Raw genomic sequence first — 15,061 nt, 5'->3', positions numbered from 1 at the left:
GCTTTGATGATTTTACTTAACTAAAACTAACTTAAAAAGCTAATCCTAAAGTTACGTAAACGTGACGACCTGACGTATTATAAGTACGAGGGTCTGTATTATCGTTGAAGCCAGTATCTGCATACGGAGGATCTTCATCAAATATGTTATTCAGACCAATAGTTGCAGTCATGTTATCCATGAAGTAACTAAAGCGTGCATCATTAATAATTTGAGCATCAATAGCACGGAAGTCACCGTCAAATGGTTCATCTACTTCACCAATGTAACGAACTGACCATGCTGCAGACCAATCATCGCTTGTGTAGCGAACGTCAGCATTTGTTTTCCATTCAGGGAAGTTACCATCACCACTATTGCGGTAGAAATAACCAGCATTCTCAATTACATCACCATTGGCTTGTGTAATATCATATGTATCATAAAAAGTCGTGTCAACGTTGTAAGTTATTGTGCCACCTGCAAGATCTGTTGAGTAACGAACGTTAAAATCGTAACCTGATGATTCAACACCACCAACGTTAGTTGTGCGGTCATCAATGTCAATTGAGTTACCGTAAAGTGTGCTATCAGCAGCGAAACGTGTAATTTTATCACAATGCTCGCCAGTTGCTGCACAGCTATCTAGAATTAACTGCTCACCTAACGTACTAATTGCACTAGTAATTTCGATATTCCAGTAATCTAAAGTTACTGACAAACCTTCTACGAAATCAGGGCTATATACGATACCAGCGGTAAATATATCAGCTTCTTCTGGTTGTAAATTTTGATTACCACCCTTAGTTGAAGATAATTGGTCACCAATGGGTTCAAAACCGGCAGCAGGAACACCATCAGCAATACAGAATGCTGTTGGGTTTTTGTTACAAGGATCAACGACTGTTGGGCTGTTGTCTGAAGAACCAGCGAACAAATCAGATGTAGATGGAGCACGGAATGCTGTTGATGATGTACCACGTACCATTAGTCCATCAAATGGAACCCAACGAACACCAATTTTGTGGTTAGTTGTATCACCAAACGTATTGTAGTCAGAGTAACGAACTGCTAAATCAACTTCTAATACTTCAGCGCCAACAACACCACTCAATAGTGGAACATTAGTTTCAAGGAATACTTCATCGACTTCGTAGCTACCTACCGTTGATGTACGTGATGAGCCAGATGTAATGCCTAAAGCAATTAGCGCGTCAGGGAAATCAGCACCTTTTTCTTCACGATGCTCAACACCTGCTGCGAAACCTACAGTACCAGCGGGTAATTCAAAAGCATCACCAAAGATACTTGCAGACATGATTTGCTGTTCGTTAGAACCAACATCATGTGCTTCAAACAACATGTAATCCATCATTTCTTGGCTGATTTCGCCATCTGTACCAGGAGTACCGAAAGTATTTAATGATACACAGCCCGCAATTGGATCAGCTTCAGTGCCACAAACTACATTACCAAGCTCATCCATAAAAGATGGACCAACAGCTGCGCTAACTTTTTCAAAGTTTACACCGCCAGCACCTTGTGTTGCTGAATCGTTACGACCAAAAATGTAACTTGCTTCCCAACCCCAACCGTTGTCAAATTCACCGTCCATACCAATCATAGCACGTACCGTTTCAACGCGGAATTGTGAATCACGACCGCCAGTTTCAACCATACGACGACGCCAATCAGCAATATCTACTGTATCGCCATTTTTGTCTTTTGGACCGAATTGTTGATTGTAGTAGTTGTCTGCAGAGTAAGTTGCATCACCCCAGCCAAAGAATGCTAATGGCGCTAATGGTAATGGCGCAAGTTTTGTTTTAGAAGTACGACGGTTAAAGCTTAACTCCGTAAATACTCGAACAGTATCAGTGATCTCATAAGAGCCTGAAGCATAAATACCGTAACGCTCTTGTGGCGTTAAGTGATAGTTAGCTGGTGCGTAGTTATAAGTATCTTTATCCCAATCCCAACAATCATAACCCGTAGCATTTGCTGGGTTAGAAGGGTCAGATTGACCTGGACCATTTCCTGCACCGTGCGTAAATGAGTTACAAGTACCTGTAGGTAAGTCAAACTGTTGGTTACCATCTGTATCTAAATCAGGGTTGCCATCTTCATCTAAACGAAGTTGAGTAAAGTTATCTGGGTTAGCTGAGTTTACACCGTTGTAACGTCCCCATGGTGGAGCCGAAGAGCCACCTTTAGAGAATGAACCATCTGTATTCAAACCATACTCGAATTTAGACCAATCACGATCGCCAGACCATTGTGCGCCTTGCTGAACATAGTATGCATTTACAACAGCATTACCTTTATCGTTTGAAAAACCTATGGTTAAATCGATATTCTTGGTTTCGCCATCCCACTCTTCAGTGCCGATATCGTAACCAGCATTGAATTCGAAGCCTTCGAAATCATCACGCGTGATAATGTTTACAACACCACCAATCGCATCAGAGCCGTAAATAGCTGATGCGCCATCTTTTAAAACTTCAACACGTTTTACAATGGCAGTTGGGATACTACTTAAATCAACTGAACTGTTCGCACCAGTACCAGAGGCAACCATACGGCGGCCATTTAAAAGTACCAATGTACGAGGAGAACCTAAACCACGTAATGAAACACGAATGGCGCCTGAACCACCGTTATTGATCGCGGTGTTAGTTGCGGCACCAGCTACCGATGGAATTTCTCGTAAGATATCACCCATATTAGTGATACCTGATGCAACAAGGTCTTGACGAGTGATAACTTGGACAGGATTTGCACCTTCCATGTCAGCACGCTTAATGCGAGAACCTGTTACTTCAATGCGCTCTACACTTTCAGCTGATTCTTCTTCTGCTGAAAATGCAGGTGCTGAAATTGCTGCAGCTGCACCGGCACCAAACATCATGGCGATGCGCACTGCTTTAGCGACTTTGCTATTGATATACATAATTACTCCCTGGATCACTTTCGTGATACTAATGTTTAAATTCAAGACTATATTGTCTTGTTGAATTATTTTGATCAGATACCTGACCTAACGGTTAAGATATTAAACTTAATATTGTTAACAGGTCAATACAAAGAGTTACATTTGAACAACTTTAATAAGATGTCGCAGTACAGTTTAAAAAAAAACACTTTAAAAACAACAAAATAAAAAGATTATTTCAAATTAAAGCTTACAAAAATAAACATAACAGATCGCAGTAGCCTTATTCGCTATAAAAATTAAGCCAAATGCGACAGTATATTTAATTTTTATGATTTTATTAAGAGAGCCAACATTAAAAATAATAACGTTTTGGAAGGTATAGAAGAATAATAAAACATACCTCTGCAGATAACTTGGGATGGAAGCGCACTGTATAGATAGCCATTACCATAAATATGCCAGAAGTAGGATTTATTGCTATAACAGTAGTCGATAATAGTTGTCATTTTAGTGGAGAAAAATTTGTCAAAAAATACTTAAAGCAGGGTCAAAAAGTTCATTCAGATGAATTGCCCGTATTGAATATTATTGACCAAACACAAGACTACGAAGCCAGAGTCATACCAAGTCAATTGGTTGATAAATGGCTACCTTGGATGCACATCGCCATCGGTACTTTAAAACGTTTTTGTTAGGTACATTTCATGGTGTATCAAGGAAATACATGTAAGACTACTTAGATGAGTTCTGTTATAACTTCAATCGTCTATTTATCAAAAAAAGATAGCTAATCGATTGTTAAAACTAGCAATTATTTATTTGCCTATAAAATTGATCTTAGCCAAGTGCATAGCCATGTTTATCTATTGGTTGATTGATTGATTATCAAAAATAAAAGAAAAACAGAAAAAAAAATACCTTGGTTGTAGTGTGCTCAAAATGGACAAGACATTATACCAAATACCAATAGTATTAGTATTAAATTACTGCCCAATTACTGCGGTTTAAAATACCTAGTAAAGCATATTAGAAAGCCATTGAGTCTACCTCAATGGCTTTTTTATTTGCTTTATTTAAAAATCATCTTAGAAAGATAATCCTAAAGTAACGTATACATGACGACCTTGAGTGTTATAAGTACGAGGGTCAGTATTATCGTTAAAACCAGTATCTGCATAAGGTGGATCTTCATCAAATACATTATTTAGACCAATAGATGCAGTCATATTATCCATTAAGTAGCTAAAGCGAGCATCATTAATGATTTGCTTATCAATCGTACGGAATCCATCACCAAACGTCTCTTTAACATCACCTATATAACGAACTGACCAAGCTGCAGACCAATCATCACTTGTATAGCGAACATCAGCATTAGTTTTCCACTTAGGGAAGTTACCATCACCGCTATTACGGTAGAAGTAACCAGCATTTTCGATTACAGCGCCATTAGCTTGTGTAATATCATATGTATCATAATAAGTCGTGTCTACGTTGAAAGTTATTGTGCCACCTTCAAGGTCTGTTGAGTAACGAATATTAAAGTCGTAACCTGATGATTCAACACCACCAACATTTGTTGTACGATCATCAATATCAATTGAGTTACCGTAAAGCGGGCTATCAACACCAAAACGAGTGATTTTGTCACAATATTCGCCACTTGCTGCACAACTTGTAAGAATTAACTGTTCACCTAACGTACTAATTGCACTAGTAATTTCGATATCCCAGTAATCTAACGTTAGTGAAAAATTTTCAGCAAAATCAGGACTATATACAATACCAGCGGTAAAAATATCAGCTTCTTCAGGTTGAAGTTCTTGATTACCACCACGCGTTGAAGATAATTGGTCACCAATTGGCACAAAACCAGCGGCAGGAACACCGTTAGCAATACAGAATGCTGTTGGGTTAGTAAAACATGGATCTACGACTTCTGGACTGTTGTCTGAAGAACCAGCGAACAAATCAGATGTAGAAGGAGCACGGAATGCTGTTGAAGATGTACCACGAACCATTAGACCATCGAATGGAACCCAACGAACACCAATTTTGTGGTTAGTAGTATCACCAAACGTATTGTAGTCAGAGTAACGAACCGCTAAATCAACTTCTAATATTTCAGCGCCAACAACACCACTTAATAGTGGAACATTAGTTTCAAAGAATACTTCGTCTACTTCGTAGCTACCTTCTGTTGATGTACGCGATGAACCCGACGTGATACCTAAAGCGATAAGCGCGTCAGGATAATCTGCACCTTTTTCTTCACGATGTTCAATACCAGCGGCAAAACCAACAGTACCTGCTGGTAATTCAAATGCATCACCAAAAATACTTGCTGACATAATTTGCTGTTCATTAGAGCCAAGATCATGTGCTTCAAAAGTAATGTAATCTAACATTTCTTGAGAAACTTCACTATCTGTACCTGGAACACCAAAAACATTCAACGATACGCAACCGGCAATTGGCGCATCTACCGTGCCACAAATTATACTTCCAGTATCATCTAAAAATGACGGGCCTACGGCTAATGCTACTTTCTCAAAGTTTACACCTCCTTGTGCGGAAGTTGCAGAGTCATTTGAACCAAAGATGTAGCTAGCTTCCCAGCCCCAGCCATTATCAAATTCGCCATCAATGCCAAACATTGCACGTACAGTTTCAATACGGTAAGTAGAATCACGACCGCCAGTTTCAACCATACGTCGACGCCAATCAGCTATATCTTGACTTTCGCCTGCACCATTTTTTGGACCTACGGTCTGGTTGTAGTAGTTATCGGCAGTGTAAGGAGCAGAGTAACCAAAGAATGCTAATGGAGCTAAAGGTAATGGTGCTAATTTAATATCTGATGTACGACGGTTAAAGCTTAACTCCGTAAATACGCGAACACTATCATTAAGTTCATATGAACCCGATGCAAAAACACCGTAGCGCTCTGCAGGTGTTAAATGATAATTTGCTGGTGCGAAGTTGTATAAATCGGTACCACCAAAACAGTCATAACCGGCAGTACGGTGATCTGAGGGATCAGATTGACCTGGTCCATTAGCTGCACCATGAGTGAAATCTGTACAGCCATCAGCGTCTTCATCAAAACCACGGAAACGACCCCATGGTGTAGCTGAAGAGCCACCTGGAATTAATGAACCATCCTCTTCCATACCATAATCGAATTTAGACCAATCACGGTCTCCAGACCATTGTGCACCCTGCTGAACATAGTATGCGTTTACAACCGCATTACCTTTATCACCAGAAAAGCCAATAGTTAAATCGATATTCTTGGTTTCACCATCCGACTCTTCAGTGCCGATATCGTAACCAGCATTAAATTCGAAACCTTCAAAGTCGTCACGCGTAATAATGTTTACAACACCACCAATCGCATCAGAGCCGTAAATAGCTGATGCGCCATCTTTTAAAACTTCTACGCGCTTAACAATAGCAGTAGGAATAGTACTTAAATCAACTGAACTGTCTGCACCAGTACCTGAAGCTACCATACGGCGACCGTTTAGAAGAACTAGAGTACGTTCAGAACCTAAACCACGTAATGATACGCGAATAGCACCTGAACCACCGTTATTGATCGCGGTGTTAGTACCCGCGCCAGCTACCGATGGAATTTCTTGCAAGATATCACCCATATTAGAGATACCTGAAGCAACAAGGTCTTGGCGAGTGATAACTTGGACAGGATTTGCACCTTCTATATCTGCACGCTTAATGCGAGAACCTGTTACTTCAATACGCTCTACGCTTTCAGCTGATTCATCTTCTGCTGAAAATGCAGGTGCTGAAATTGCGGCAGCTGCGCCTGCGCCAAACATCATGGCGATGCGTACTGTTGTAGCTATTTTACTATTGTTATACATAAATACTCCCTGAACCACTTTCGTGATATTAGTGTTTAAATTCAGCGCTATTTTGCCTATTTTTGAATTATTATTGCTCTTTTGGTCGTAAAACTTAATTTGCTCTTTTGGTCATAATCCTAATATATTGGCTAAGATATCGAACTCAATACTGCTACAAAAAAGTAAACATACCTTGTTATTATTGTTGCAATTTAGTTAATAGGCCAATAAAAATGGTACGTTTGTTAACTTTAGAGTTAGGTAAATAAGTCAAAACAGCAAAATACTGACTAAAAAAAATAAAATGTCATTCCGAGTGAAAATTACATAAATAAACACTAGTACATCACAACCACCTATTTCCATATTAAAATTAAACCATATAAAACAATGGATAAAGTTCAATAAAAATATGTATTAAAGAGTTTTATTTAAAAAATAAAAACTTTTGGATGAGATAAAATAATAACCAGTAAATTAAGATAAATTAATAATTACAATCGCTTAATAAAAAATTCAATTACTGTAAATAAAATGAAACGCTTAGCTGCTTTTGTTAATATTTATTTTGTAACTGAGATCAAGTAATGCTAAGGAACTATTGAATTACTAGTTATATTAACTGGTGATATTGGTATTTAAAGTTATAACAGAGCCTGGTTCGGTTTAATTAATACACATTAATTGAAAACTGATTTCACACGTGAAAAATTGAAAAATAAAGGGCAATCAAATCAAGCATTCTCTGTGGTATAGTTAGCGCTAAATTTTATACGCAATAAACCCTATGATTATTGATCCCGTCCTAGACATGAGTTTATGGATAACCTTATGTAGTGTCGGCTTTGTTGCAGGGCTAATTGATGCCATCGCCGGTGGCGGCGGAATGCTGACGGTTCCAACATTACTAACGTCAGGCTTGCCACCACATGTCGCGTTAGGCACCAACAAGCTTGCTGCGTCTTTTGGTTCATTCACCGCATCATTTGCCTTCTATCGAAAAAGACTTTTTAGCCCTAAATATTGGCGATTTGCTATTATTGCTACCGCTATTGGTGCTATTTTAGGCACCATAATAGTTAATTTTTTATCTGTCGAATTTTTAGATAAGTACATCCCAGTACTAATAGTGATGACGGCAATATATACCTTACTTTCAAGCTCAGTCACTAGTGACATACATGGTTTGCCGTTAAAAACCATGTCGATTAAATTCAAGCAAGTTGTACAAGGCTTAATACTAGGATTTTATGATGGTTTTGCAGGCCCCGGTACAGGGGCATTTTGGGTAAGCTCGTCTAATGCAATATATAAGATCGATATTCTTTTAAGTTCTGGCTTAGCCCGCTCCACCAATTTTGTCAGTAACTTTTTTAGCTTATTAACCTTTATCTATCTTGGCCATGTTAACTTTGTCTTAGGCATTTCTATGGGAATATTTATGATGCTAGGTGCGTGGGTAGGCGCTCATTGGGCGATTAAATTTGGTAGTAAGTTTATCCGCCCGGTATTTATTACTGTGGTTATTTTAATGTCTGTTAACTTGGGCTACCAAGCTTGGCTGAGCTAAGAAGGGTTACTTATGCAAAGTGCAATTAATAAAATTCACGCCATTCTCGACCAACTTAACGAGCAAGCTCTGCAAGTTGATCAACAAAATAAACATTCTAAATCACATAAAATAATTCAAGAAAATGATATTTTTTCTGAAGCATTATTCCTCACCCATAGCGATCAGTTCCGTCCTTATATTATTGAAGTAAAAAATAAAACTAATGAATTGTCTCGATTACTATCAGCTAACAAGAATGCACTTGCACACAGCCGTTTACTCATAATAGAACAGCAAATATCAGCGTTGCGTAACGCATTGAATTCAAATAGTGCGCTCCATAAAGAGCCAACTCAAAGGCTTGTTGCCATAAAAGCCCGTCGTTATAAAAAAGCGGCTCAAGCGGTAATGCAATCAAGTCACAACTTACATAAAAAGCTAAATGAAACCTTTGAATTTGAACGCCGATTAGTAGAAATGATCCAAGTGCGTGAACGACAAGGCCACAACACATCAGCGACACAAACAAAGCAATTTACTGAAGAAATTCTTGCGCTACATCAGCGCCTTGGTCGATGTCGTCAAGCCATATCTAAATTAGAACGTGAAATAGCCCAAGCTGAAAAATTTTAACTAATAGCTTACTGCCATTGACTTTTTTGATAAAAATCAATCTAAAGGCATAAAAAAGTTGGTGTTTTCATTGCGCTAGCATTACGCTTGAAAATATAGTCATTAAATAAAGCGGCGCCTACATGAAAATTTCTGATGATATTCACAACTACTATGAAAAATTAGTGGATCAGCACTTTGCTACGTTAAAATTAGAAGAAAGCTATGATGCTGAGTTTTTAGCAGATTTAGTTTGCGTGGTGTTAAATCAATTACCCACCCGCTACATCCGCCATGAAGTTGATATGGCCTTTTATTTACCCGCATCTGAGCGTTTTGAAATGGAAAGCAATGTCAAAGTAGCGGTCGCAAAAGCATTAGAGTTTATGAAAGAACATACTTAGTTTGTTAATAAATAACTGATGAAATTCGACTAAATCAGGGCTAGCGCTAAAAACTAGATAATTAAATCAACTTGGTAAAGCCTTTGAATATTCCAGAGCTTCCTAATAATCATGCCTTAGCAGTTTTATTGATAACAGTATTGGCATTGTATTTATTTCGTCGAGAAGATACCCCCTTAGAAACCTCCTCACTTGCTGTGATAGCAATTTTAAGTGTTACGTTTGCTATTTTTCCATTTTATAGCGATGGCAAACACTTTGAACCAAGTTCCTTGTTCTTTGGTTTTGGTCATGAAGCTTTGGTTACTGTATGTTCCTTGATGATTATTGGCCATGGCATTGTGCGCACCGGGGCCTTGGAGCCTATTGGCCGATACCTGGCCAAGTTGTGGAAAATAAACCCCACACTGTCTTTATTGATCACACTTATTTTAGCGGGCGGGTTAAGTGCCTTTATTAACAATACCCCTGTCGTAGTTTTATTACTGCCTATTTTGATCAGCGTGTCGTTACGCACTAAAACAGATTCATCACCCATGTTGTTACCTATGGGATTAGCCACTTTAGTCGGCGGAATGGCCACAACGATAGGCACCTCAACAAACTTACTCGTGGTTAGTATTGCAAGAAATATGGGCGCAGCTGAATTTGGGCTATTTGACTTTGCTAAGCCAGCACTTATGGCTTCAGTCGTTGCTATACTTTACTTATGGCTAATTGCGCCAAAACTTTTACCTCGTAGATCACCATCAATGCCTGATACGTCGCCACGTATATTTAGTGCTTACCTCAATATAAACGAAAACAGTCTTGTTAACGAAAAAACCATTACCGAGATAATTGCCTTAACTGATGGCCAAATAAAAATAGAGAGTATCCAGCGAGGGCCCGACAATCGAAATATTATCCCTTTACCCGATACTTTGCTTGTTGTTGGGGACAGATTAAAGGTTCATGACTACCCCGATCGTCTAAAAGAATATGAAACAGTATTAGGAGCCACTTTATTTTCTGGCTTGCATAAAGTTGACGAAGAGCATCCATTAAAAGCTGAAAAAAAAACCTTGGCTGAAATTGTCATCATCGCTGGCTCTGGTCTTGAAGGTCGCACCTTACAACAGGCAAATTTCATTCGTAAACATGCCATAACGGTAGTGGCATTGCACAGAGCAGGTAAAGCAATGGAAATTGGTGCTAATGGCATAGGAAACAGTCGCTTGCAGATTGGTGATGTATTACTTGTGCAAGGAGAAACCGAGCAAATAAGTTTATTAAAATCCAAACCCGGTCTGTTAATAATCGATGGGGCAGAATCATTGCCACAAACAAAAAAAGCGCCATTGGCTTTGGGCACATTACTCGCCGTGGTTATTTCGTCGGCACTAGGTATTTTACCCATTGAAATTAGTTCAGTATGTGGGGTGTTGATACTGTTAGTGACTAAATGCTTAGATTGGCAAGAAGCTGCCTCTGCGCTTAGTACCCAAGTTATTTTAATTGTTGCCGCCTCTTTAGCTTTAGGATCTGCAATGATGATAACCGGAGGCGCAGAATATATAGCCCAGGTTTTTGTCGCCTTATCTTTTGGTTTACCGCCAGGAGGAATTTTAGCCGCATTAATGTTGTTATTAGCCATATTAACTAATATCGTTTCTAACAATGCTGCAGCCGTTATTGGTACACCTATTGCTATTTCAGTAGCTAGCCAGTTAAACCTTTCACCTGAGCCATTTATCTTAGCGGTGTTATTCGGTGCTAACTTGAGCTATGCCACACCTATGGCTTATAAAACTAACTTATTGGTGATGAATGCCGGTGGCTATAAATTTTCTGACTTTATGCGTATTGGTATTCCCTTGATTCTATTGATGTGGATAACACTCTCTCTGTTATTAAATTGGTTGTATTTATAATCTTGGTGAGGGTGAGGGTTAATCATAAGTTTACGCCAAGTTGCCATTTGATTGATATTTTGCCTCACAAGATAATTTTGTAGCCTTATTTACCTTTACCCAGAATACCATTACTTGCAGCTAAAATTTCTTCTGGTTAACTGGAAAAATATTAAAGTCATCTCCCTCTACACTGAACGCCTAGTGAGTTCCAAAGAGATTAATAGTGATTTTCATCACAACTATCGAGAAACTGAAGACAGGTAATTGATAAGAGGTTTTAGTGACTAGCATGTTAGCTAAAAGTGATTGGCATCGATATTATTGAGTGATAGGCCCGGTGGTAATGTACAAACATTATCACTGGCTGTATTTGAAATATAAGTCAACCTTGCTATTTTATTCTTTACAAAAACGTATAACGCTGATGTTGTTACCGGTATAGACTCATCGATAAACTAACGGTTTGCTCTATTTTTTTCGCTAAAACATAATCATGTAAATACTTTTTTCTGTTTTCACTCATATTTTCACTCATATAGTGGTAGATTAACTTTTATAACTTTAACTACTGTTATCGTCACCTAGTGATAACAGTATTCGCTAAATTAAGGCATAACTTTCATAAAACGTTTAAATTTATCTTGGGCTCTTACCACCCAATGAGGAGCGCCTTCCCCTATCCCTGCCACTTGAATATTTGGATGCATCTTCATCACTGAAGCTATAGCTATTTCTTGTTCAGGATCGACATCAACAAACAAAATATACTTACCTTCATGCAACATTTCCTTAAACTGTACAAAATTGATATTAGGTGTTTGAATGCCGATAAGGCCGCCCTCCCAAGTACAAAAACCAAGTATAATAATAGATAAGAAAATAAAAGGTATCCAACCCACGGTAGATTCTGTCCAGCCCATAGTATATGAAATGAAGAGAGTAATAATAGCGCCAATTACGCCATAAATAGCACCAATTATTGTTGAATGGACAACATCTTGTTTTAATACGGACTCTACTGCATGTAAATTATGGGTTTCGACCTCAGTATCATTTTCACTAAGCACATGAATTTGTGGATCAGTAAAACCTTGTAACTTGAGATCTTTTTCAACTTTTTCAACTTCATCAATTTCTGCTATAACATAAAAATGTCTGATCATAATTTTTTCCACCTAAATAAGATGTATAAAGTTGCTATTTTCAGCTCGCGTATAACTAATAAAAAAACAGGCTAAACTCAACAACTAAGCCGACTACGTGTTGAAGTATAGCAGCGATTTTTAAAAGACCTTCTGACAGTGAAGATAAAAATATTTAAGCTTTGTGTTGGCAATACATTTGTTAAGGTCTTGTTTGAGAATACAGGTTTTTAACACTAGGATGTTAATCTTCTTTTCGTAAATTTTTTTATACTAATTTAATTAAGTGATTAGCTTTTTTCTGAGGGAGAATGGATAAATATAAAGCATTAAATTTAGTCAGTAGCTATTCACCATATCAATTTTATAACGATGATGTTGTTCATTTTAACCATTAGAAATGAGCAGATAATTAATCAACTTAGTATTACTTCAATTTAACTAACGTCACTATCCCCTAATTACTATTGGCTTGCTCTAGGTCTAGGTCTAGGTCTAGGTCTAGACCATTTTGCAGTATTCATTTTTTAAGTCATCAAATTTAATTAGTTACCATTACTGAGGACTTGTCTGGTGGAGTAGTCTGATGGAGTAGCCGAAGGGCTAGTCTGTTGGTATCAAAACCTTAAGGCATTTTGACAAGGAATAACGTTTCCATTAACGTCCATTTTGCTATTTGGGCAATTCTGGATCAAGAGTTCGGCTAAGGCGCGAAGTAATTTTTTTTCAATCTGGCCTGTCATCACAGATAAATTTTGATGGGTATACAGTGCTTAACGAGATGATAGTATGTTGTGTTGGTGCGGATGGTGCGGATAGAGAAAAATATATAATCGCTGATAACTAATGGAAGCTACTTTTTCTAAGCTATGCTTAATAATGTGCAAAATGCGTTATTTTGGTAAAAATAAATACTATTACAAGATTAAAAATGAGGGGTTTTGGCTGACTTCATTGTTGCACCAATTGTGGCAGTTACGCTTTTCTGATGTAGGTCATTGATAAAAATATTGGTGGCAACCCTAATAGCCACACTCCGGCACATGAGTCGTCTGCTGCGGTTGCTTCCTTCCGGACCTGGCCGAGTTCACAGAGTATCATTGCGGAGGGACCAAAAGGGTCACCATAGAAGCGTTAAAAGAATCTCTTCTAACGCGCCGAGAATTATCGCTAATCAATGGCTTAGTTGCAAGCGCTAGTTACTAAATTCAGACTGCTTGCAGATTTTTTGCACAAACATCAGTAAAAAATTACTTAAATTCGATTAACGCTTGATTTATATCGCCCGTTATAACGACTGCAGGATAAAATTGCACTTCCTTTTTAATAAAATCAAAACTTAAGAGTACCAATAGCACATTCGCTTGCTTGGCAAGATGAAAAATCCAGTTCTCCACTCAGTGTGTTTTACCGCGAGTTCCTTTCGTGCAATCGCTAAAATAAATTTCTTATTATCTTTAAATTTTTTAACTGTTTGGCCAAAAAAAAATACTGTTCTTAGTGAGAAATGACACCTTAATATTTAATGAAAACATAACGGCGATGCCAACACTCCTCAATTTAAGGTCTGAGGGGCCACCGTAATAATATACTTTTCATGTTGTGGCAAAGCTCCAGTAATTTTCCAACCACAGCGTACCATTGCTTGACTGGTGAATCATCTTACAAGAGTATAATCGCTACTTGCTATACACGCAGTAATCTTTGTTTGATTAACTGATTCATTTAATACTTAACCAATACTTAAGGCTCTCTTGCAAGCTTTTCGTTAATTTCTAACAACACTGACTTGATAACCAGTAAATTTTCTTTACCTAGTCTTAGCAATAGTTTTTCTGCATCATCTAAAGACTCTAGCGACGGATCTTTATATTTATACATAACACTAAGGCGCTCTAACTCAGGTTGGATTTTAGGGATTTCCATATCTAAAACCTTGGTTATAGCATTGTGCAATACGTCGGTAAAATCTTGTTCAGGGTAACCTAACTCACCATAAGCTTGATCAATTAACGGCTTTAATTCAACGTACCATTTAACTAGCGTTTCACTGTCCATTGAGCGTAAAAGATCAACGTAGTTGCTAAAACGGCGAGTGCTACTTTCATCCCACTGCAATTTAATGCCGTTGTCTGTCGGTTCTTCTAGCGCAGTAAATTTTTCACTTGGTGTAATTAATGGTGTGTGCTCATAAGCTAAGGTACCTTGGCTAAAATTATCAGTAAATACCACAAACCGGCGGATTATATCTTCTGTAACGACCAGTTTTAGTAATTCTTTGCGCCAAGTTAACGTCGGCAATTTAGTACTAAACCAAGTGTCACTTTCGTCTAATGTTGGTAATAAAATTTCAGGTTCAAGCGCAACAATCTCTTCTTCGACCTGTTCTGTTGTAATTTCTGGTTCAATTAACTCAGGCGTAATTTCAGGCTCAAACACTGGTGTTTGAGCGGGTGCAACAGCAGTAGTAGCGACGGTGTCACTACTGTTATTTTCATCTGCTGCAATCACGTAGAAGTAGATAACAAAGGCGATAACAGTAGCAATAATCACTGCAATAATGGCCCAAGGCGTTTTTTTTTGTTCAGTATTTTTAGTTGACATAATAACCTTAAATTTATGTTATACCCATTGTATTAATGAATTGGTTTAAGTAATGGCATAGTAAATAAT

Annotated in this window: 8 protein-coding genes, 1 other RNA gene and 1 pseudogene; 5 read left to right on the top strand and 5 right to left on the bottom strand. The window is 38.0% G+C overall.

The genetic code is table 11. The annotated features are described in order from the left end of the window. Positions 1-31 precede the first annotated feature (31 nt). Positions 32-2,929, bottom strand: coding sequence for a TonB-dependent receptor domain-containing protein (locus tag H4J46_RS04550; RefSeq protein WP_182232338.1), 2,898 nt, complete (start codon positions 2,927-2,929; stop codon positions 32-34). A 590-nt stretch (positions 2,930-3,519) separates the two neighbouring features. Between H4J46_RS04550 and H4J46_RS04545 the strand changes: the two are divergent. After that, positions 3,520-3,796: pseudogene (locus H4J46_RS04545) on the top strand (hypothetical protein); the annotation flags it as partial. A gap of 203 nt (positions 3,797-3,999) precedes the next feature. Here the strand turns inward: H4J46_RS04545 and H4J46_RS04540 are convergent. Continuing rightward, entirely contained in the window at positions 4,000-6,801 is a 2,802-nt protein-coding gene (locus tag H4J46_RS04540; RefSeq protein ID WP_182232337.1) for a TonB-dependent receptor domain-containing protein, read from the bottom strand. Positions 6,802-7,573: 772 nt separating this feature from the next. Between H4J46_RS04540 and H4J46_RS04535 the strand changes: the two genes are divergently transcribed. From H4J46_RS04535 to H4J46_RS04520, 4 genes are all read left to right on the top strand, one after another. Beyond that, entirely contained in the window at positions 7,574-8,353 is a 780-nt protein-coding gene (locus H4J46_RS04535) for a TSUP family transporter (RefSeq protein ID WP_182232513.1), read from the top strand. Between the two features lie 12 nt (positions 8,354-8,365). Beyond that, the gene (gene priC, locus H4J46_RS04530; RefSeq protein WP_182232336.1) at positions 8,366-8,968 is read left to right on the top strand and encodes a primosomal replication protein PriC; all 603 of its coding nucleotides are present in this window, start codon (positions 8,366-8,368) and stop codon (positions 8,966-8,968) included. Positions 8,969-9,090: 122 nt separating this feature from the next. Continuing rightward, complete coding sequence (locus H4J46_RS04525) at positions 9,091-9,351, top strand: late competence development ComFB family protein (RefSeq protein ID WP_182232335.1); 261 nt, start codon at positions 9,091-9,093, stop codon at positions 9,349-9,351. Positions 9,352-9,434: 83 nt separating this feature from the next. Continuing rightward, a complete protein-coding gene (locus H4J46_RS04520) occupies positions 9,435-11,264 on the top strand; it encodes an SLC13 family permease (protein WP_182232334.1) in 1,830 nt (609 codons plus the stop codon). A gap of 587 nt (positions 11,265-11,851) precedes the next feature. On the opposite strand, the gene H4J46_RS04515 is transcribed toward H4J46_RS04520, so the two are convergent. The 3 genes from H4J46_RS04515 to H4J46_RS04505 form a co-directional block, all read right to left on the bottom strand. Next, positions 11,852-12,409, bottom strand: a complete 558-nt coding sequence (locus H4J46_RS04515) for an NAD/FAD-utilizing enzyme (protein ID WP_182232333.1) — start codon at positions 12,407-12,409, stop codon at positions 11,852-11,854. A 999-nt stretch (positions 12,410-13,408) separates the two neighbouring features. Next, positions 13,409-13,505, bottom strand: an RNA gene (ffs, locus tag H4J46_RS04510) — signal recognition particle sRNA small type. 626 nt (positions 13,506-14,131) lie between these two features. Further along, positions 14,132-14,992 (bottom strand): DUF3014 domain-containing protein, encoded by an 861-nt coding sequence (locus H4J46_RS04505; protein ID WP_182232332.1) that lies wholly within the window; start codon positions 14,990-14,992, stop codon positions 14,132-14,134. Positions 14,993-15,061 lie beyond the last annotated feature (69 nt).

This window comes from Colwellia sp. MB02u-6, assembly GCF_014077095.1.
Lineage (GTDB): Bacteria > Pseudomonadota > Gammaproteobacteria > Enterobacterales > Alteromonadaceae > Cognaticolwellia.
This window is presented reverse-complemented; position numbering and strand designations above follow the sequence as displayed.

What these genes read in the sequence shown, in the direction of transcription:
- H4J46_RS04505 (WP_182232332.1), bottom strand. Translation starts at nt 14,992, where the DNA reads ATGTCAACTAAAAATACTGAACAAAAAAAAACGCCTTGGGCCATTATT.
- H4J46_RS04525 (WP_182232335.1), top strand. Translation starts at nt 9,091, where the DNA reads ATGAAAATTTCTGATGATATTCACAACTACTATGAAAAATTAGTGGAT.
- H4J46_RS04550 (WP_182232338.1), bottom strand. Translation starts at nt 2,929, where the DNA reads ATGTATATCAATAGCAAAGTCGCTAAAGCAGTGCGCATCGCCATGATG.
- priC (WP_182232336.1), top strand. Translation starts at nt 8,366, where the DNA reads ATGCAAAGTGCAATTAATAAAATTCACGCCATTCTCGACCAACTTAAC.
- H4J46_RS04540 (WP_182232337.1), bottom strand. Translation starts at nt 6,801, where the DNA reads ATGTATAACAATAGTAAAATAGCTACAACAGTACGCATCGCCATGATG.
- H4J46_RS04515 (WP_182232333.1), bottom strand. Translation starts at nt 12,409, where the DNA reads ATGATCAGACATTTTTATGTTATAGCAGAAATTGATGAAGTTGAAAAA.